At 70.3% G+C, this 19,960-nt stretch carries 17 protein-coding genes; 10 read left to right on the top strand and 7 right to left on the bottom strand.

The window, feature by feature from the left end:
* Positions 1 to 65: 65 nt before the first annotated feature.
* Positions 66 to 800 carry an oxidoreductase gene (locus tag VET29_RS01435; RefSeq protein WP_324913498.1) on the top strand — a complete coding sequence of 245 codons (735 nt, stop codon included), beginning with the start codon at positions 66 to 68 and terminating at the stop codon, positions 798 to 800.
* Positions 801 to 977: 177 nt separating this feature from the next.
* Here the strand turns inward: VET29_RS01435 and VET29_RS01430 are convergent, their stop codons facing one another.
* The 6 genes from VET29_RS01430 to VET29_RS01405 form a co-directional block, all read right to left on the bottom strand.
* Positions 978 to 1,907, bottom strand: coding sequence for an N-acetylmuramic acid 6-phosphate etherase (locus VET29_RS01430; RefSeq protein ID WP_324913538.1), 930 nt, complete (start codon positions 1,905 to 1,907; stop codon positions 978 to 980).
* A 16-nt stretch (positions 1,908 to 1,923) separates the two neighbouring features.
* Positions 1,924 to 2,841, bottom strand: a complete 918-nt coding sequence (locus tag VET29_RS01425; protein WP_324913496.1) for a MurR/RpiR family transcriptional regulator — start codon at positions 2,839 to 2,841, stop codon at positions 1,924 to 1,926.
* A gap of 180 nt (positions 2,842 to 3,021) precedes the next feature.
* Positions 3,022 to 4,764, bottom strand: coding sequence for a serine hydrolase domain-containing protein (locus VET29_RS01420; RefSeq protein WP_324913494.1), 1,743 nt, complete (start codon positions 4,762 to 4,764; stop codon positions 3,022 to 3,024).
* A gap of 10 nt (positions 4,765 to 4,774) precedes the next feature.
* Positions 4,775 to 6,037 carry a DUF1343 domain-containing protein gene (locus VET29_RS01415; RefSeq protein WP_324913536.1) on the bottom strand — a complete coding sequence of 421 codons (1,263 nt, stop codon included), beginning with the start codon at positions 6,035 to 6,037 and terminating at the stop codon, positions 4,775 to 4,777.
* Between the two features lie 17 nt (positions 6,038 to 6,054).
* On the bottom strand, positions 6,055 to 7,884 hold the full coding sequence (locus VET29_RS01410; protein ID WP_324913534.1) for a glycoside hydrolase family 3 protein: 1,830 nt from the start codon (positions 7,882 to 7,884) through the stop codon (positions 6,055 to 6,057).
* 588 nt (positions 7,885 to 8,472) lie between these two features.
* Entirely contained in the window at positions 8,473 to 9,288 is an 816-nt protein-coding gene (locus VET29_RS01405) for an HAD-IB family hydrolase (RefSeq protein WP_324913532.1), read from the bottom strand.
* Positions 9,289 to 9,616: 328 nt separating this feature from the next.
* Between VET29_RS01405 and ssd the strand changes: the two genes are divergently transcribed.
* The 9 genes from ssd to VET29_RS01360 all read left to right on the top strand — a co-directional run bounded on the left by ssd (position 9,617) and on the right by VET29_RS01360 (position 17,438).
* Positions 9,617 to 10,774: a septum site-determining protein Ssd gene (gene ssd / locus VET29_RS01400; protein WP_324913492.1), complete on the top strand. Its 1,158-nt coding sequence runs from the start codon at positions 9,617 to 9,619 to the stop codon at positions 10,772 to 10,774.
* A gap of 710 nt (positions 10,775 to 11,484) precedes the next feature.
* The gene (locus tag VET29_RS01395; RefSeq protein ID WP_324913489.1) at positions 11,485 to 12,609 is read left to right on the top strand and encodes a TadA family conjugal transfer-associated ATPase; all 1,125 of its coding nucleotides are present in this window, start codon (positions 11,485 to 11,487) and stop codon (positions 12,607 to 12,609) included.
* 128 nt (positions 12,610 to 12,737) lie between these two features.
* On the top strand, positions 12,738 to 13,400 hold the full coding sequence (locus VET29_RS01390) for a type II secretion system F family protein (protein WP_324913487.1): 663 nt from the start codon (positions 12,738 to 12,740) through the stop codon (positions 13,398 to 13,400).
* Positions 13,397 to 14,128 (top strand): type II secretion system F family protein, encoded by a 732-nt coding sequence (locus VET29_RS01385; RefSeq protein ID WP_324913484.1) that lies wholly within the window; start codon positions 13,397 to 13,399, stop codon positions 14,126 to 14,128. The genes VET29_RS01390 and VET29_RS01385 overlap by 4 nt, the downstream gene beginning before the upstream one ends.
* Positions 14,129 to 14,160: 32 nt before the next feature.
* Positions 14,161 to 14,337, top strand: a complete 177-nt coding sequence (locus VET29_RS01380; protein WP_324913482.1) for a DUF4244 domain-containing protein — start codon at positions 14,161 to 14,163, stop codon at positions 14,335 to 14,337.
* Positions 14,338 to 14,343: 6 nt separating this feature from the next.
* Positions 14,344 to 14,709, top strand: coding sequence for a TadE family type IV pilus minor pilin (locus VET29_RS01375; RefSeq protein WP_324913480.1), 366 nt, complete (start codon positions 14,344 to 14,346; stop codon positions 14,707 to 14,709).
* A gap of 326 nt (positions 14,710 to 15,035) precedes the next feature.
* Positions 15,036 to 15,368, top strand: coding sequence for an Rv3654c family TadE-like protein (locus tag VET29_RS01370; RefSeq protein WP_324913478.1), 333 nt, complete (start codon positions 15,036 to 15,038; stop codon positions 15,366 to 15,368).
* Between the two features lie 239 nt (positions 15,369 to 15,607).
* The gene (locus VET29_RS01365; RefSeq protein ID WP_324913476.1) at positions 15,608 to 16,237 is read left to right on the top strand and encodes a bifunctional DNA primase/polymerase; all 630 of its coding nucleotides are present in this window, start codon (positions 15,608 to 15,610) and stop codon (positions 16,235 to 16,237) included.
* Between the two features lie 544 nt (positions 16,238 to 16,781).
* Positions 16,782 to 17,438, top strand: coding sequence for a permease-like cell division protein FtsX (locus VET29_RS01360; protein ID WP_324913473.1), 657 nt, complete (start codon positions 16,782 to 16,784; stop codon positions 17,436 to 17,438).
* A gap of 1 nt (position 17,439) precedes the next feature.
* Here VET29_RS01360 and VET29_RS01355 read toward each other — a convergent pair whose 3' ends face one another.
* Entirely contained in the window at positions 17,440 to 19,767 is a 2,328-nt protein-coding gene (locus VET29_RS01355) for a DEAD/DEAH box helicase (protein WP_324913470.1), read from the bottom strand.
* Positions 19,768 to 19,960 lie beyond the last annotated feature (193 nt).

The following is a 19,960-nucleotide window of genomic DNA, read 5'->3' as shown; positions in this document are numbered from 1 at the left end:
GTACAGAGGTCTGGACCAATGACTGGCGCTTCACGGACGGATGTCACCCGGTATGGTCCGCTTTCGTGACAGACCCCCTGGCGCCACTGCTCGAGCTCCCCGGCGTCGAAGAGGCGGTGGCCGCCGCACGCGAGGCGGTCGACGCCGTCCACGGCCATCCGGCGAACCGGCGCGGCTGGCCGGCGACCGCGGCCGAGGCATCGGTCCGGGCCGCCCGCGCGTCGGCCGCACTGGACGGCGGCGACGCCGAGATCCCCGCGACCGGCGAGGTGGCCGAGCCGCACCTGGCGGGCGCACTGCGGATAGGCGAGTCGATCGGCCCGCTGCTGCCGGTCTGGCAGCGCGCCCCGATGCAGGCGCTGGCCAGACTCCATGTGCTCGCGGCGGCGGACCTGGCCGACGACGACTCCCTGGGCAGACCACGTGGCGTACGCGCGGTGTCCCGCCGCCTGGACATCCTGGCCGACATAGTCGCGGGCGGGACGTCGGCGCCGGGCCCGGTCCTGATGGCGATAGTGCACGGCGAGTTGCTGGCGCTGTCGCCGTTCGTGTCGGCGAACGGCGTGGTCGCCCGCGCGGCGGCCCGCATCACGATGATCTCGACGGGCCTGGACCCGAAGGGCCTCAGCGTGCCCGAGGTGTTCTACCTGCGCAGGTCAGAGCGCTACCGAGAGGCGCTGGCGGCGTTCAAGAAGGGCGGCCCGGACGGGATGGCCGAGTGGCTGCTGTTCAGCTGCGAGGCCATCGAGGCGGGCGCCAGTGAGGCGACGAGCATCGCCGAGGCGGCCCTTCCCGCCTGAGGCTCCAGCCGGAGTCCAGCACGCCACTGGCGGCGTCGCCCACCCTGGAGACCGGCGAGTTCCCCCCTTCCTCGCCGAACGGGATCCCCCTCCCCGGGTGGGCCGAGAAACCCTAGCGTCTCGGCCCACCTTTTTCTTTGCCCATGGCAAAGGCGGAGATCGGCGGGACGAACCGGGTCACATGGCGGCGGCGGCCAACGTGGTGAGCGCCTGGCGGACATGCCCATCGTTGGCGGCGAGGGCCGCGGCGGCCGTCGGAGCGTCCGCACCCGACAGCAGGTGCACGAGCGCCACCTTCAGATCTCCGTGCGCGTCGTCCAGCGCGTGCGCGCACTCCTGCTGCGACAGTCCCGTCGCCTCGCGGAGGATGCGCAGCGTCCGCCCGCGAAGCTTCGCGTTCGTCGCCCGCATGCTGACCATCAGGTTCGAGTAGGTCCGGCCTAGCTTCACCATCACCGCGGTCGAGAACGCGGTCAGCACCAGCTTCTGCGCCGTCCCCGCCTTCATGCGGGTCGAGCCGGCCACGACCTCCGGTCCTGTGTCGACCTCGATCAGGACATCGATGTCAAGCAGGCCAGTGGCATGCGGGTTGGAGAACGCGAGCCCCGTCCGCGCCCCCCGCTCCCGCGCGGCGCGCAGTGCGCCGAGCACGTACGGCGTCCGCCCCGACGCGGTCAGGCCCAGCACGAAGTCACCGGGCGAGGCGGACGCCGCGAGCTCCGCGGCGCCTGCCTCGTCGTTGTCCTCGGCGTCCTCGACCGCGCTCTGCAGCGCGAGGGAGCCGCCCGCGTGGTGCACGACGAACCACTCGGCCGGCGCGTTGTACGTCGGCGCCAGCTCGGCCCTGTCCACGGTGGCCAGGCGGCCGGACGTGCCGGCGCCCACGTAGTGCACGCGGCCCCCGCCCCGCAGCGCCTCGACGGCGAAGTCGACCGCCGCGGCGATCGACGGCAGCGCGGCGGCCACCGCGTCCGGCACGAGGCGGTCCTCGGCGTTGATGGCTCGCAGGAGGTCGAGCGTCGACAGCTGGTCCAGGTCCGTCGTGCGCGGATTACGCCGTTCTGTCGGCGAGTCGACGTGTACGGCCTGGCGCGGCACAGTCATCAGCGGCCTCCCCCAACCATCATTTACCGGTCTCCCGCGCCTTGCGGCGACCGTCGTGGCGGGTCTCGAGACGGTGCGAGCCCACCGCGTCCCTGGTGTCGTCGAGGGCCTTCATCGTGTCGGCCAGATGGCGCTGGGCGATCCCGATGAACAGGCAGTCGACGACGGTCAGCTGCGCGATCCGGCTTGCCGTGGCGCCGGACCGGAACGTCGTCTCCCGTGCCGCCGTGGTCAGCACGAGGTCGGAGACCTCGCTGATGGGGGCGGTGGGGAAGTTGGTCAGGGCGACCGTGGTGGCCCCGGCCCTCCTCGCCTCACGCAGGGCCTCGACGGTGTCGGCCGTCGCGCCCGTGTGGGAGATGCCGACCGCCACGTCGCCGCGGCCGAGCACGGCGGCGGAGGTCAGCATGATGTGGGTGTCGCTCCACGCGAAGCACACCCGGCCGATGCGGTGCAGCTTCTGCTGCAGGTCGGCGGCGACGAACGCGCTGGCCCCGACGCCGTAGACGTCGACCCGGCCGGCCGACGCCAGCGCCTCGACGACCTTCTCCAGCACCTCGGTGTCGAGCTGCGCGGCGGTCTCCTCGACCGCACGCGCGTCGGCGAAGGTCACCTTGCCGACGACGGTCGCGATGTCGTCGTCAGGGGAGATCTCGCCGCCGAGGTCACGCTCGGCGCGTGCCTCTGATCGGGCGGTGTCCGCGGCCAGGGCGATGCGCAGCTCGGGGTAACCGCCGACGCCGATGGCCTTGCAGAACCGGGTGACGGTCGTCTCGCTGGTACCCGCCGCCTCGGCCACCTCGGTGATGCTGCGGCGCGCGACGGTCGACGGGCTGTCGAGGACAACCTTCGCGACTCGCTGTTCGGCGCGGGCCAGACCGGGCAGCAAAGACCGGATTCGGACCAGCGGACTTGACTCAGTGTGTTGTGTGGTCATGGCACTCGCGCTCACGTGGGAAACTTACTAACAGGCATATAAAACGACAAGGTGGCAGGCGTCATCTGTGGACAACGCTACCCAAGTCCGGGCAAAACTTCAGGATGCGGTTATGTTGGGTGCAACATCGGAATCGACGATGTACCACACCTTGTTAGCGCTCCTGTCCGAACTTCACCCTCATCGTGATCTACGCTGCCAGCCTTCTGGATGCAGTTTGTAAGGTTCTTTCTCACCGTTGAGGAGCGTCCGACCACGTTCCGTGACCACTATCTCGTCCAGGTTCACTCCACGCCCGGTGTAGCGGGCGTCGGTAACGAACCGCCAGCGCAGCGTGATCTCCGCTGCATAAGGTAGCCGAGCCTCGACTCGCCACCATGCCCGGTGTCCGTTGCCGGCGAGCGAATTGACCGCTTCGTCCGGTGCGTCGCGGCCCCGGACCGACAGCGGCACTTCCGCCCAACTCACTCCGTCGGTGGTTACCTCGAATACCAGCCGATCGGTGCGCTCTGTGTCCACAAAGACGCTGAAGTTCACCCGAACGGGTCCGGATGGGTGAACCTGAACGGACGTCAGCGACGCTGAGGAGGCGTCGCCGATCCCTGAGTACCACGAGTCCCTGCCACGCACTGGTCTGACCGCGAGTGCCTTGGCCAGCCCGCTGGACAGCGTCTCGCGAGCGATGTTGATCGATCCCCGGTTCCGGGTCGGGTGCACGCGGTTGGTCAGCAGGATCGCGAACGACCGGGACGCCGGGTCGATGACGACGTCCGTGCCCGTGAAGCCGGTGTGCCCGGCCGTGCGCGGCCCGGCCAGGCCGCCCATGTACCACAGCTGGTTCAGCTCGAACCCGAACCCGTGGTCCTGGCCGGGGAAGCTCGCGTTGTGGTTGGTCAGCATCGCGGTGACCGTCTCCGGCCGCAGGATGCGGTGTCCCCGGTAGGTGCCGCCGTTCAGGACCGTCTGGGCGAGGATGGCCATGTCGCCGGCGGTCGAGAACACGCCGGCGTGCCCCGCGACCCCGCCGAGCGACCAGGCGTTCTCGTCGTGCACCGAGCCGCGGACCATCCCGCGTGGCGGCGCCGCCTCGTACTCGGTGGCCGCGATCCGGCCCAGCTTCGACGCCGGCGGGTTGTAGCCCGTGTCGACCATGCCGAGGGGCCTGGTGATGCGCTCGGCGACCACCTTGTCGAGCGTCTTGCCGGTCAGGTGTTCGACGAGCACGCCGAGCGTGATCAGGTTCAGGTCGGAGTACTCGTAGACCGTGCCGGGCGGGTTGTGCGGCGCGAGATCCATCACGGCCTTGATCCGCGACGGGACGTCCGGGTACGCCGACCACAGCGGGATCCACGACACCAGCCCCGAGGTGTGCGTGAGCAGCTGCGCGACGGTGATCGACTCCTTGCCGTTCACCCCGAACTCGGGCAGGTACGTCGCCACCGGCTTGCTCGTGTCGACCTTGCCCTCCTCGACCAGCTGCATCACCGTGATCGAGGTGAACAGCTTCGACACCGAAGCCATGTCGAAGATCGTGTCGTTCCGCATCGGGACCTTCTGGTCCTCGGGCAGCTCCGTGCCGGCGGCGTCGGCGTACCGGACGGCGAACCCGGCCGTGTGCCGGCTGACCACGACGCCGTCATGCGCGAGCAGCGTCACCGCGCCCGAGTACAGCGGCACGTTCAGCGCCGGGTTGTAGTTCTGGGTGGTCCACCCGTCGATCTTGCCGAGCGCCGCGTCGATGGGCGCCCGGTCGAGACCGGCGGACTCCGGCGAGCCGTCCCGCAGGACGGCTCGCATGTACCCGGTCTGTGGCTGGTCGAACCGGCCGCGGTCCGAGCCGTGCGGCTCGGCCGCGCTCAAACTCGCCCCGGCGGTCATGACCAGCACCGACGCCAACACCGCGACCCGCACGACTCTGGACATGGCCCCCTCTTCACCGGTAGATCAGGTACTTCTCCCGCAGCTTCGCGAAGGCGCCCAACTCGGCCCGCCACGCGCCGGTCACCTCGTCGACGCTCGCGCCGGCGTCCACCATCGTGCGTAACCGGGCCGAGCCGGAGAGCTTGTCGATGTAGTTGTCCGACCGCCAGGCGAACACGTCCGGGTGAACTTGCTTGGCGGTGACGAGCATCGTGACCGCGGTGCGTATCGGCTGGAACCGGCGCTCGTCGGTGATGTGCACCTGCACGCCGCCGCACGTCTGGTTGACCCACTTGTTGAACGTCGGCACGAAGTACGCCTCGCGGAACCGCACGCCGGGGAGTTTCGCCTGGTTGAGCGCCTCGGCCCAGCGCCAGTCCATCCCTGGTGCACCGATGATCTCGAACGGCCGGGTGGTGCCGCGGCCCTCGGACAGGACCGTCCCCTCGAACAGGCACAGACCCGGGTAGACGAGCGCGGTCTGCGGGGTCGGCACGTTCGGGCTCGGCATGACCCACTCGAGCCCGGTGTCGGAGAACAGGTCGTCGCGGCGCCAGCCCCTGACCTTGACCACCTCGAGGTTCCGCACCTTCCCGCCGGCTTCCGCCGGCAGGTACTCGCCGTTGTACAGCCTGGCCAGCTCGCCCATGGTCATGCCGTGCTGCTGCGCGATCGGCTTGCGCCCCACCCCGGAGGAGAAGGCCGGGTCCAGCACGGGCCCGTACGGCTTGCCGCCGACCGGGTTGGGCCGGTCGAGCACCGCGACGTCGATGCCGGTCAGCACCGCGGCGTGCATGGCGTTGTACAGCGACCAGATGTAGGTGTAGAAGCGCGCGCCGGCGTCCGCGATGTCGAACACCAGCAGGTCGATGCCTGCCTTGGTGAACTGGTCGGCGATCCGCGCCGCGGTCAGGGTGTAGGTGTCGTACACCGGCACCTGCGAGCGGGGGTCGAGGTAGTTGCCCTCGGAGCCGCCCGCCTGCGCCGTGCCGCGGAACCCGTGCTCGGGCCCGAACACCGCGGTCGGCTTCACTCCGGCCGCCACCATCGAGTCGACGATGTGCGTCTGGTCGCGCAGCACGCCGGTCGGGTTGGTCAGGACGCCGACCTTGCGGCCCTTGAACCTGGCCCACCCGGCCGCGGCCAGCTGGTCGGCGCCCGGGGTCGTGCCGCCCCCGTGGTGACCGTCCCCGCCGCGTGTCTCCGCGGCGGCGGCGCCCGCCGTGACGAACGGGGCGGCCATCGCCGAGGCCATCAGGAAGTTGCGGCGGTCCATGCCGCGGCGGTCGTCGCTCACCAGGTCAACCCCGTGTCGAAGGGATACAGGATGGTCGACGTGCCGCCGACCGGGACGTCCACCGGCAGCCGGCCGGCCGGCGAGACCTCGCCGAACAGGACCTTGGCCAGTGACTCCATGGACACCGCGCGCCAGCTGTACGTGGCGAGCCAGGTCGGCGCGTCGACGTAGCCGGCGTCGTACGGGATCTGCGAGGCGACCGCGATGACCGGCTTGCCCGTGGCGAGCAGTGAGTTCACCAGGTTCCGCTGGTTGACCCGGTCCTTGAGGTTGTTTGTCAGCACGACGACCACGTCGGACGTGTTGGCCGCCGCGACCGCGCCGCTGATCGTCGCCGCGCTGGGGTTCGTGCCGGTGGGCAACGCGGTGGCCGTCGCGCCGCGCCGGTTGAGGCTGTCCGCGAGCCACTGCGGGCTGCGGGCCGTGACCACCGTGTCGCCGACGCCCGTGACCAGCACCTTGCCCGGGTTGCCGCGGAACGGCAGGAGTCCGGCGTTGTTGCGCAGCACCGTCGTGGTGCGGTCGCTGACCTGCTGGACGGTCGCGAGGTGGTTCGGCGTGCCGACCCGCTGGGAAAGCCTGCCCTCGTCGCAGAACGGCGCGACGATGATGGCGCGCTTGATCTTGAGCGCGAGGATTCGTATCACGCTCTGGTCGATGCGCCGCTCGGTCAGCCGCCCGCTGTGCACGGCCGACTTGACGGAGTCGAGCGCGACCTGCAGGTGCGGCGGCATGAGGAGCTGGTCGACGCCCGCCTCCAGCGCCATCACCGGGATCTCCGCCTCCGGGAAGACGTTGGCGCCGCCCATGCCGAGCGAGTCCGTGACGATCACGCCCCGGAACTTCAGCTCGTTGCGCAGCAGGTCGGTCATGATGTGCCTGGACAGCGTGGCCGGCACCCCGGACGAGTCGAGGCTGGGCATCTCGATGTGCGCGGTCATGATCGAGTCGATGCCGGCGGCGATCGCGGCCTTGAACGGCGGGAGGTCGGTGGTCCGCCACTCGGCCTCGGAGCGGTTGATGATCGGCAGCGAGGTGTGGCTGTCGGTCGCCGCGTCGCCGTGGCCGGGGAAGTGCTTGGCCGACGAGGAGACCGTCTCGTTCGGACGGCCGCCCTTCTGGTAACCCTGGATCTCGGCCCTGACGAGCTGGCCGGTGAGGTCGGGGTGCGAGGAGAACGAGCGCGCGCCGATGACCGGGTTGTCCGGGTTGGAGTTGACGTCCGCGACCGGCGCGAAGTTCTGGTTGATGCCCATGGCCCGCAGCTCGTTGCCGTTGATCGTGGCCAGGGTCCTGGCGTCCTGCGAGCTGCGACCCGCGCCGATGGCCATGTTCGCCGGGAACTCGGTGGCCGGCGACTCCAGCCGGGTGACGTTGCCACCCTCCTGGTCGATGGCGATTATCAGCGGGATGCGCGTGTTCGAGCCGGTCGCGGCTCGCTGCAGGCCGTTGGACAGCGCCCCCACCTGGGCCGGGTTGTCCACGTTGTCGGTGCCGCTGTTGTTGAAGTAGATGACCCCGCCGACGCCGTACTTCTGGACCACCTGGGCGGGGGTGTCGACGCCGTAGTTCGTCTGGTTGGTGGGGTTGACCTCGTTGGCGCTCTTGCCCCACACGGAGACCACGAACAGCTGGGCGATCTTCTGGTCGAGCGACATGCCGCGCATCTCGGTCTTCGCGAGGGCCTCGTACGCCGTGTCGGGGTTGACCTTGGGGGTCGCCGTGCCGGCCACCGCCGTAGCCGGATGGACGCCGCTAACCACGGCGGCGGTCGCGACCACCGCGACCGCGGCGGACAGGGAACGACGGGCGGACGATCTGGACAGAGACACAGCGGCCTCCTTGGCCGGCCAAGCGGGACAATCCGTAACCTCTTAACCGAGAGCTAGCAGCACTCGTAAGTTACCCACGAGATCGCCTCGTGGACAAGCAGGTGTTCGGACTAACCTAACCCGCCGCACCGACAGAGGCGCGAACCGTGACTTTGCCAGTAGGAACTGCCCCCAGAATGGAACTGGGCGGCCCCTGCTCGCCTGTTACAGCGAGTTGGGGCCGCCCAATCGGCCGCACGAGCACTTCGGGTTACCAAGCGTGCAACGGTGTCGTACCTACCTGGCCTCGGCGTCCGGCGTCCCGGTACGCAGTCCTTGACGACATGCCTCCCGCGGCTTGCTGCGCGTGGGTGCCCGGTGCTCGTGCACGGAGCTCCATCGGGGTGGACCAGGCTTCTCTTCGACTGGCCCCTGGCCGGCTGGAAGTCCGCATCTCCTTTGTACCCAGTGGTCAAGGTCACTTCAAGACCACAGATGGGTGCACCGTTACAGACTCCATCGGTGGTTGATGGCAACCCATCGTGAGCGTACTGTGATCTGCTCGGTATACGAATTGTCCGACCGACAATTCCTTGAAATGTTTCAACGTTTCCGTAACCGTTGGATGCCGTACCAGGTGGCTCCGGCGGTGGCAATGGCCCCGAGACCGATGGCGGTTACGGCGACGGCCGTGCCGGACGGCTGGAAGCGGGAGCGCAGCGACACCGGCTTGGTGAACTCGAGGACCGGCCATCCGCGCTCGGCCGCCAACGTCCGCAGTCCCCGGTCCGGATTGACGACGGTCGGGTGGCCGACGGCCTCCAGCATCGGCAGATCCGTGATGGAGTCGGAGTAGGCATAGCTGGCGGCGAGGTCGTAGCCGTTGGCCGCGGCGAGCTCCTTCATCGCGGTGGCCTTGTTGTCGCCGTAGCAGTAGAACTCGATCTCTCCGGTGTACTTGCCGTTCGCCTCGACCATGCGCGTGCCGAGGCTGTGCGTCGCGCCGATCATGTCGGAGATGGGCTTGACGATCTCCGCCCCGGACGCCGAGACGATGATGACGTCCCGGTTCTCCTTGTCGTGCTCCGCCACCAGTTCGGCGGCCTCGGCGTAGACGAGCGGGTCGACGATGTCGTGCAGCGTCTCGTCGACGATGGCCCGAACCTGCTGGACGTCCCAGCCCGTGCACAGTGCGGTGAGGTGGGCGCGGATCCGCTCGACCTGGTCGGCGTCGGCGCCGGAGGCGGCGAACACGAACTGGGCGTAGGCGCCCTTGAGCACGGCCCGCCGGTTGATCAGACCATTGCGGAAGAACGGCCGGCTGAAGGCCAGTGTGCTGGACTTGGCGATGACCGTTTTGTCCAGATCGAAGAAGGCGGCGGCGCGGAGGCCGTTGCGGTCGCTCACCCGGCCCAGCATAGGAGTGACGAACTCCTTGTCGGGGATTTCGCGCAGGTAGGGCGCGTTGGGGTCGCCTTGTTGCGTCACTTCGAGCAACTTGCAACCAAGAGTAGGACGTAACGGGATACAGTGGTGCCATCCGGCGTCAAGCCGGACCGGTTCAGTCCGACCCCCCGGGGCTGAACCTCTGACGACCCCCGTCCCTCCCCCCTGGCGGGGGTCGTCCCTTTTTTCTCTCGTCTCCGCGCCGCCTTTCCGCCGCGCCGTCCGGAGTTATCCACAACCGCACCACTTGTCCACATGTGGATCTTGACGCGTTGTCCACTCGCCGCGCCCGGTCGATGGTGTGACCAGACGCCAGGCACCCCGCCCGGCGCTGGACCCCAGGGGGCATGTGGTGAACGCGAACCGGCCGATGGCCTTCGTGGCGGACGAGTCGCTGCTGGACGACCTGCTGAAGCTCGCCGTAGCCGCGGCCTGCGAGCTGGAACGCGTCCCTGACGTCACCGCCGCACGACAACGCTGGTCCACGGCCCCGTTGGTCCTGCTGGACCAGAAGGGCGTGGCCGAGTGCATGGCCGAGTCCATGCCGCCCAGAGGCGCGATCGTCGTGGTGGCAACCGATCCAGAACCGCCGGAGCTGTGGAAACAGTCCATGGAGATCGGCGCCGAACGGGTGGTGACCCTGCCCGGCGCCGAGCCCTGGCTGGTGAACGCACTGGCCGACGCGATGGAGGGACCGGCAAGCAACGCGGGCAAGGTCCTGACAGTGCTGGGCGCGAGAGGCGGCGCGGGCGCGTCGGTGTTCGCCGTGGCAGTAGGCCTGACCGCCCTGAAGGCAGGCGACAACACCCTCCTGATCGACTGCGACCCGAAGGGCGGCGGCCTGGACCTGGTGCTGGGCGCGGAGGAAGAGAAGGGCATGCGCTGGCCCGACATGCAGCTGAGCGCGGGCAGGGTGGCCGCGTCGTCCCTACACATGTCACTACCAGCAAGAAGAAGCGGCGACGCCCAGCTGACCCTGTTGTCCGGCGCACGAAAGGGCGAAGGCCCCGCCCCGGACGCGGTGGCGGCCGTCATCGAAGCGGGCCGCCGCGCCGGTGAGGTGGTGATCTGCGACCTGCCAAGACAACTGGAAGCGGCGGCATGGTCAGCGATAGACCGCGCGGATCTGGCGGTGATCGTGACCCCGGCAGAGGTCCGAGCGGCGGTGACGGCCAAACAACTCGCGAGAGAACTGTCGGACCGAGGCGCCAGTCCCCAACTCGTAGTACGAGGCCCGTCCCCGGGCGGCCTACGCGCTGACGAGATCGCGGCCTCGGCCGGCATCCCGCTGCTGGCAACGATGCGCCCAGAACCCCAACTGGCCCAGTCCTTGGAACGCGGCATGTTCCACCCAAGGCCGAGGGGCCCACTGACCCACGCCGCAAAGACAACCCTGAACGAGCTGGCGACGGTCTCCTCGAGGACCCACCGAGGCCACACGCTGAGGACAGCCTCATGACCACCATCGCCCCGGATCGATTCCTCTCGCCCAACTCCACGGTTCGGCGCTCCGACGGCAACCATTCACGAGCAGCCGCAGCCCCCAGGACGTCCGGGCCGAATGCTCTGCCGCGACCACGACCAGCGCGGCGAACAGATCCCTGTTCCTCAACACCCTGGCTCTTGCTCTCAGCCAAACAAACCCGTCAGGCGACCGCGAACCTCGTTTCGAGGAGCACGCGCCACTCGCGCGACTTCCCCAATCGTCCTCGCGCCCGCACCCTCTCCCGCGCGCCGAGGACACCCGGTCGTCGGATCGAGCATTCCAACCAGCCACTCGATCCGACGACCAACCAAGACGTCCCGTGCCGCAGCGCAAGAGCACTCCCGCCGCGGCAGGGCGGCAGGCGTCGGACCGAGTACACACAGTCCGCGGTCCGGTGCCGGGCAGCAAGTCCCGCCGGCCCGTCCTCGTTGCATCTGCCGGCGCGCCCAGCAGCGCGCCCGCCGCAACCGTCCCAACCCGCCCGTCGACTCGCGACACCGCCTGGACCAGGACGCCACGCCCCCCGACCCAGGCCAAAACCCCAGAACTCCCCACCGACCACTCGCACGGTGGGGACGGCCGGCGCCGTGCATCCCTCAACCAGCCCCCGACGGAGTACGGCGCCGGCCACCAACAACACCGGCCACCAACAACACGGCGCAGCAAGAAACAAAGGAGCACAAGTGAGCACCCCTGAGCTTGTCGAGCGCGTGCGCAGCCGGCTCGCCACGAGCGGGACCGCTGTCACCCGCGCCGAGGTGGCCCGTGCCGTTCGCGAAGAAAGCGGTATCGCCGGCCATGACGACATCCTCATCGCCACCGACCGGATGACGCAGGAGTTCGTCGGTGCCGGTCCGCTGGAGCCACTGCTCCGCACCCCCGGCACCACCGACGTCCTCGTCACCGCCCCGGACCAGGTCTGGTGCGACGGCGACGGCGGTCTCCGGCGCACGGATGTCACGTTTCCCAACGAGGACGCCGTCCGCCGCCTCGCGCAGCGGCTCGCACTGGCCTGCGGCCGCCGTCTCGACGACGCCCAACCGTTCGTCGACGCCTGGCTTCCCGGCCGAGTACGGCTCCACGCCGTCCTCCCACCCATCGCCGCGGCGGGCACCTGCATCTCCCTGCGGGTGCTCCGCCCGGCCGGCCACGATCTCGACTCACTCCGCGCACTCGGCACGTTCGACGACACCGTCCACCACACCCTGCGCGCCATCGTCAAGGCCCGCATGGCATTCGTCGTCACCGGGGGCACCGGCGCCGGCAAGACCTCACTCCTCAACGCACTTCTCGGCGAGGTCTCCCCGGACGAACGCATCGTGAGCGTGGAGGACGCGGCCGAACTGTCCCCGAACCACCCGCAGTTCGTCCGGCTCATAGCCCGCCCCCCGAACGTCGAGGGCGCCGGTGAGGTCACCCTGGCCGACCTCGTCCGCGAAGGGCTGCGCATGCGGCCGGACCGGCTCGTCGTCGGCGAGGTCCGCGGTGCCGAGGTCTGCCAACTCCTCACCGCGCTCAACACCGGCCACGACGGCGGTGCGGGCACGGTCCATGCCAACTCGCCGGCCGAGGTGCCGGCCCGCATGGAGGCACTGGCCGCCCTCGGCGGCCTACCCAGGGCGGCACTGCACAGCCAACTGTCCGCCGCGTTCCACGTGGTCCTCCACATGCGCCGCGAGCGGGACGGCTCCCGTCGCCTGACCGACGTCGGTGTGTTCGACCGGGACGGCGACACCGTCAAGGTCGTCCACGACCGCATCCGTCTCAAGGCCCTCCTCGCCGAGCGCGGGGTGACGGCACCATGGTGAGCCTCCTCCTGACCAGCCTCGGCCTACTCTGCTGGCCAGACACCCGTGCCACGGCCCGACTCCGTACCATCGCTGGTCACCAGGCCCGCAAGCGCTTGCGGACAACACGTCCGAGTGCGGTTACGGCGATGTTCGCCGCGGTCGTCACCGGCTGGCTGGTTGCCGGACCAGGCGGTGCGACAGCGGCGGCGCTGCTGGCGGCAACGGCCCGCCGGCAACTCCGTGCCCGCGCCGAGAGCAGGCAGTCGCTGGCGGCGGTCGACGGTCTCGCCGAGGCAGTGCGTGCACTCGTGGCCGGCCTGCGCGCCGGCGCGCATCCGGCCACTGCCGCGGAGCTGGCCGCCGAGGACGTCCATCCACAGACGGCCGCCACCATGCGTGCCATCGCCGCGGCTGCTCGGCTGGACGGGGACATGACGGCCGTCGTCGACACCGCTGGAACCACGGCACTGGCCACCACGCTCCGACGGGTCGTGCGTGCCTGGCAGCTGGCACACCGCCACGGCCTCCCGCTGGCCGACGTGCTCGACGCCGTACGCCGCGACCTGGAGCAACGAGCCCGTTTCACACGTCAGGTCCTCGCCAGGATGACGGGACCGAGATCGAGCGCGATGGCCCTGTCGGTGCTACCGCTGGTCGGTATCGCCCTCGGCGTGTCCGTCGGGGCGGACCCGTTGGCGGTCCTCACCGGCACCGTCCTCGGACAGTGCCTACTGGTGCTGGGCGTGGGCCTGCTGTGCGTCGGCGTCGCGTGGTCGGCTCGCATCACGAACCAGGTGGTGGCCGGATGAACCTCAGCATCGCGCTCGTGCTGCTGGCCGCGGCCGTCCCGCTGTGGTCCGGGGCGGGGACGCCACGCCTCCGTCTCGCCGGGCTGAACGGCCGGCCAGCACCCGGCACGCGTCTCCGGCGTCGCCTCGCCGGTCGAAGACCGAGCGGCACACCACCCGCACGGCTGTTCGCCGCCGTGGCCGGTGTGCTCACGGCCGTGGTGGTCGGTGGACCGGGCGGTGCGGTCGCGGGAGCCATGGCCGCCGCGGCGGTGTGGTGGTTCCTCCGCCGTGCGCGGCGACCGCCCCGCGCCGACCCCATGACCGTCGCCGCGGCCTGGGACCTGCTCTCCGCCTGCCTGCGTGCCGGCTTGCCAGTGCCGACGGCGGTCACGGCGGTGGCCGGTGAGCTGCCGGCCGAGGCGTCCCGAGCGCTGAAGGAGTCCGCGGACCTGCTCGCGCTGGGCGCCGCACCGGACGCGGCGTGGGCCCCGGCGACCAGCTGCCCGGACACAGCGGCACTCGCGAGAGGTGCGCGTCGTGCGGCCCAGTCGGGCACGGCGCTGGCCGAGCTCGCCGCCGAGTTGGCGGCGGACGTCCGGGCGAACGTCGTCGACGCGGCGGAGGCAAAGGCTCAGCGCGCGAGCGTGCTGATCACCGCACCGCTCGGACTGTGCTTCCTGCCCGCGTTCGTCTGCCTCGGTCTCGTGCCGGTCATCGCCGGTCTGGCACGGCAGATCGCCCTGTGAGCTCCAAAGAAACGAAGAGAAGGGAAGAAACCATGTTCAACCTGTCCCGCGAGGTCTTCCTTGACGACACGGGCTCGACCACCGAGGCCGGGATCATCATGGTCGCGCTCGCGTCGTTCGCGGCCATGTTCCTCATGGTCGTCACGAGTGACCCGGTCAAGGCAGCGCTTGCCGCACTGGTTCAACGCGCGGTCCACTCCGGCGGGTGACGTCGCATGTCCAGCCATCACCGCCGAAAACGGCGGCCGCCGGGCGACCGCGGCGCGGTCACGGTGGAGACGGCCATCGCGTTGTCGGCGTTCGTCGTGGTCCTCGGCCTGATGATGTACGGCCTGATGGCCGTGCTGGACCAGGTCCGCTGTGTCGACGCGGCGCGGGAGGCGGCACGGCTGACCGCTCGCGGCGAGATCGACCAGGCCAAGGACGCGGCGTCGCGGATAGCGCCGGCCGGCGCGTCGATCCAGGTCGACGTCGAGGGTGAGCACATCCAGGTCGACGTTCGTGCGTCCCCGCCCGGCGACGTGGTCCCCGGTGTCGAGTTGCACGCCGTGGCCTTCGCCGTCCGGGAGCCGGGCGGATGAGCCGGACCGTGGGCCGCCACCGGAAACCAGGTGGCCGCGACGGTGGCCGCGCCCGACGAGGCAGCCGGGCTCGTGGTGAGCGATACCGACGCGTGAGTTCTCGGAAAGGTTGGCGTTGGCTGTCACTCATTCGGGCGAGCGGCTGGTGGGCGTCGGTGAGCGGCGCGACCAACCGCGGCCGGCTGCCGTTCGCGGGCTCGGGGGTGGTCGGCCGCCGCTGGTCGTGGGGCGTCGCCTGGCCGGGTCGCCGGACCGGCGGTGGGTTGGGGCCGTTCGACCGCTCGCCGTTACTAAGTTGCGATGAGCGGTTTGCAGATCGTGGCTTGGTGACCGTCTGGGCGGCTGGCGCCGTCGCGGCGATGACCGTCGTGTCGGTCTGGCTGCTCTGGTTCGGCTCGGCCGTGGTCGCCCGGCACAGGGCGGAGAGCGCCGCCGACCTCGCCGCGCTCGCGGCCGCGAGCAGGGCTGTCGCTGGTGAGCGGCGTGCCTGCGACGAGGCGCGGTGGGTGACCGGACGGATGGGCGTCCAGCTGCGGTCGTGCCGGCTGTCGGGCTGGGATGCCCTGGTGGAGGTGGTCGCGACGGCATCCGGTGTGCCGCCCGGCTTCCGCCCGGCGGGGGCGAGGGCCCGTGCGGGACCGGTCGAACTGGACCGCTGAGCCAAGTTCAGCGGTTGTCCACGAACGGTGAATGGCACGGCAGATGGACCGTCAATGGTCTGGACCGCCGTTGACCGCAGGCGGGGGGTTCAGTCCGCCGTTACCCGACGTTCTCTTCACCGTTCGTGGACGACCAGTTGTCGACTGCGAGTTCCGGCAGGTGGACACATTGCAGTTAATTAATGCGTAGGGCCCCCGCCGCACAGGGTGCCCGAAGAACTAGGAGGCAAGAGCTCGACATGTTGGACATGGATTCGTCGGATAGCTGGCGCAGAGCCTTCCGCGTCGAACTTCGGGCACAGGCCATCGGCCTTGCCTGGCGCGGGTGGCCGGTGCTTCCAGGTACCTATCCGGCGGGCCCGCAGTGGGCGGGCCGCGACGGCGTTGAGGACACCGGCCCGGTGCCGGTGCACGCTGACTGGCAGGAGCGGATCGGCACGAAGCCGGAGCAGGTCGCCACATGGTGGACCGGCCGGCCGTACAGCCTGCTGCTCGCCACCGGCGTGGTGCTCGACGCCATCGAGGTTCCCGGTCACCTGGGCCGTGGCGCCGCACGCGTTCTGCGCGCGGTGGGACTGCCGGTGCCGATCCTCGCGACGCCGGACGACCGCTGGACGTTCCTCGTCCGGTCCGGACAGAAGCTCGCCAGTCCACTCGTCGAGCACGGCGACGTGGTGCTGCATCAGGCAGGTAGCTGGGTGCCGCTCCCACCGACGCCCGTCGAGCACGGTGTCGTGCACTGGCGTGTCCGTCCCGAGGTCTGCGGTTGGCAGATGCCGACGCCGAACCTCGTGCAGGACGCGCTGATGGACGCCATCGCCAGTGAGTCGACCTCCGTTCGCGGCGGTCGGCTGGTCACCGCGGACTGACGGTCCGCGGTCGAGGTCCCAACCCTCGAAAGACCATTTGCCGGAAACCGCACCCATCCGGCAATTCGGCGGTGAACATCCGCGATCCGCGGTACCACCGCACCAACCCGTCCCGGAACAGGCGCTGCTCCCGCACCTATCAGTGGCCTACCGGGACGGGCAGCATGCCGGACGCTCGCTGAGGAGAAGGTCTCCCGCGTCGCGGCCGACAGGGACCAGGCGGCCACGCCGCCGACGGCGAAAACTGGCCGGTGACCGCCAGTTTCGTGGAGGGGTCTGCCTCCCATACCTCCGCGAAACCGGGGGAAACCAAGCCGAGGTCCCAGAAACGCGACACCCGAGAGCGGTCGTAGATCGTTCCTCGCGCGTCCGGCGAACTCAGAGCGCCGGGGCAGGTCCACAGCCGCCCCGGCGCTCTGTGTGTTCCAGGGCACCGTTTCCAGCGATGGACCGCGGCCGGTGAGGCGTTTGCGGACTGGACAAATCATTGTCGCTCCAAGCAAAAGGCCGAGGTCCGGACACCGGGCGCTGCCAGACTGGCGCGGTGAACCACTACCAGTCCGAAGAAGAACCGACGCCAGGGCCGCACACACCGGAGGCCGGCAACGTGCCGACCCCGACGGGCGAGGAGCCACGCTCGGTGTGGTCAGGCACGTCGGCGGAGCCGGGTTCGTTGTCGCCGGGCGGAATGCCGGGGGCCGGCGATGCACGGCCGGCGATGAGCGCGAGGATTCGACCGCGGCCGCCGTGGTGGTTGGTGGCCGTGCTGGTCGTGGTCGGCGTCGGTGTGGGAGTTGGTGCTGGCGCGTTGATCTGGGCCGGCCAGGTCAAGAACGTGTACCCGCCGGGGTTCCACGCGCTGAGTCCGGCGGAGTACGACAGGTGCGTTCGCGGTGTGATCATCTCCTTCGGCGGGCCGGACCCCGACTCGGCGATGCGCGAGGCCGCCGCACAGCTTCGCGACGACGAGCGGTTCGACAGCGTGCGTGAGGAAACGCGGCAGCAGGCCTACAAGCGCTTCAAGGAGACGTTCGCCGACCAACCCGACCTGGTGGACAATGCGCGCCCGGAAGCACTGCCGGCCTCGGTGAAACTGATGGTGCGTAAGGGAAGCATGGCCAAGGACCTCAAGGGCGCGCTTCAGGACGAGTTCTCGGACGCCGAGGTCGTCATCCAGGACTGGTGTCCTGCGCCCGAGTGACTCACGACGCCCGGGACGCCTGGCCTTCCGCCGCCGACGTCACCGCGGCCAGCACCGTGGTAAGGACTCTTATCGCACCCTGTTTGTCCAGCGGCTCGTTTCCGTTGCCGCACTTGGGGGACTGAACACACGACGGGCATCCCGAGGGACATTCGCATGCCGCGATCGCGTCCCGCGTCGCCGTCAGCCATGGGACCAGGGCGGCGTGGGCCCGGTCCGCGAAGCCCGCGCCGCCGGGGTGTCCGTCGTGGACGAAGACCGTCGCCTCACCGGTGTCCGGGTGCAGCGCCGTGGACACGCCGCCGATGTCCCAGCGGTCGCACGTCGCGAACAGCGGCAGGAGGCCGATCGCCGCGTGTTCCGCCGCGTGCAGGGCGCCCGGGATCTCGTGCCTGGTCAGCTCCGCCTCGGCCAGCAGCTCGTCCGGCAGCGAGTACCAGACAGCCCGCGTGTTCAGCGTCTGTTCCGGCAGGTCCAGCGGAATCTGGTCGAGCACCTGGCCGGACGGCAGCTTCCGCAGGTACGCGACCACGTGGGACGTCACCGCCACCTCACCGAGGCTCACCGTGACGTCGCCGGCGAACGTGACCTGTTCCTCCACCGACAGCACGGTGATGTCCACCTGCTCGCGCGGGGAGGTCGACCACTCGGGGTCCTCGCGGTGCACCATCGCCAGTCCGGTGGACAGGTCCAGGTCGTCGACCACATAGGACGTGCCCTGGTGCAGGTACACCGCTCCCGGGTGGACGCTCGTGAACGCGGCCCCCGGGTCGACCGTGCCGAGCAGACGGCCCGAGTCCGCCTCCACGACCGCCACCTGGTCGCCACCCGAGCCGCGAATGTCCACCGAGGCGTGCGGGCGTTCCCGCGAGGTCCAGTACCAGCCCGCCGCCCGCCGCCGCAGCACGCCGTCGGCCGTGAGGTCGTCCAGCACGCGGCGGGCCGCCGCGCCGCCGAACGCCGGCAGGCACGCCTCGGTCAGCGGGAGCTCCATCGCCGCACAGACCAGCTGCGGCGCCAGCACGTACGGGTTGGTCGGGTCGATGACCGTCGCCTCGACCGGCTTGTCCAGCATCGCCGACGGGTTGTGCACCAGGTACGTGTCCAGCGGGTTGTCCTGCGCCACGAACACCACCAGCGCGCTGTCACCCGCCCGCCCGGCCCGCCCCGCCTGCTGCCAGAACGACGCCAGCGTCCCCGGGTAACCGGCGACCACCACCGCGTCCAGCCCGGCGATGTCCACACCCAGCTCGAGCGCGTTGGTGCTCGCGACCCCCAGCAGGGTCCCGTCGGCCAGGGACTTCTCCAGCGCGCGCCGCTCCTCCGGCAGGAAGCCCGCCCGGTACGCGGCCACCCGCGCCGGCAGCGACGCGTCCACTTCGGCCAGTGCGTGCCGCGCCGAGAGCGCCGTCAGCTCCGCGCCCCGCCGGGACCGGACGAAGGCCAGCGTCCGCGCGCCCTCCACGACCAGGTCGGTCATGATCCGGGCCGTCTCGGCGCCGGCCGACCGCCGGACGGGCGCACCGTTCTCACCGGAGAGTTCGGGAAGCAGCGGCGGCTCCCACAGCGCCACCGTCCGCGCGCCCTGTGGTGATGTGTCCTCCGTCACCGCCACGCAGGGCACGCCCGACAGGCGAGAAGCCGACGTGGCCGGGTCCGACACCGTCGCCGAGGCCAGCACGAACACCGGATCGGTGCCGTACTTCGCCGCCACCCGGCGCAACCGGCGCAGCAGCAACGCCACGTGCGAGCCGAACACCCCGCGGTACCCGTGACACTCGTCCACCACGACGTAGGCCAGACGCCGGAAGAAGGAGGCCCAGCGGGCGTGCGCCGGCAGGATCCCGCGGTGCAGCATGTCCGGGTTCGTGAACAGCCACCGCGCGTGCGCTTTCGCCCAGTCGCGCTCCGGCATGGGGGTGTCGCCGTCGAACGGGGCCGGGCGGACGCCGTCCAGCCCCAACGTCGAGACCGTGCGCAGCTGGTCCGCGCCGAGCGCCTTCGTCGGCGACAGGTACAGCGCGGTCGCGCGGCGGTCCGCCAGCAGTCCGCTCAGCACCGGTAGCTGGTAGGCCAGCGACTTCCCGGACGCCGTGCCAGTGGCGATCACCACATGCCGGCCCTCCCACGCGTGGTTCGCCGCCTCGACCTGGTGCGTCCAGGGACGGGCGACCCCGGTCGCGCCGAAGGCCGTGACCAGCGAGGACGGCGCCCACGACGGCCAGTCGACCGCCGAGGCCGGTCGCGATGGCAGCTCCCGCACATGCCGCAGAGGGTTCTCGCCGCGGGGCACACCGGCCAGCACGCGGTCGAGCAGGTGGCGACTCACGGAAGCGAGGGTCGCACATGTCACCGACAACGATCGCGGGCCGTGTTCGGGGCGGTTCTGGATCGATGTTCTGGATCGATCCCGCAACTCGGAAATCCGCAGCTTGGCGGGCCGGCCGTCAGAGCGGCGACGTGCAACCCATAGACTCCGCCGGTCCCATCAATACCCCCTGGTGGCGCACCGTCCCTTCGTG

Source organism: Actinophytocola sp. (genome assembly GCF_035634895.1).
Taxonomy (GTDB): domain Bacteria; phylum Actinomycetota; class Actinomycetes; order Mycobacteriales; family Pseudonocardiaceae; genus Actinophytocola.
The sequence above is the reverse complement of the archived record's forward strand: the minus strand, read 5'-3'. Positions and strand labels throughout refer to the sequence as shown.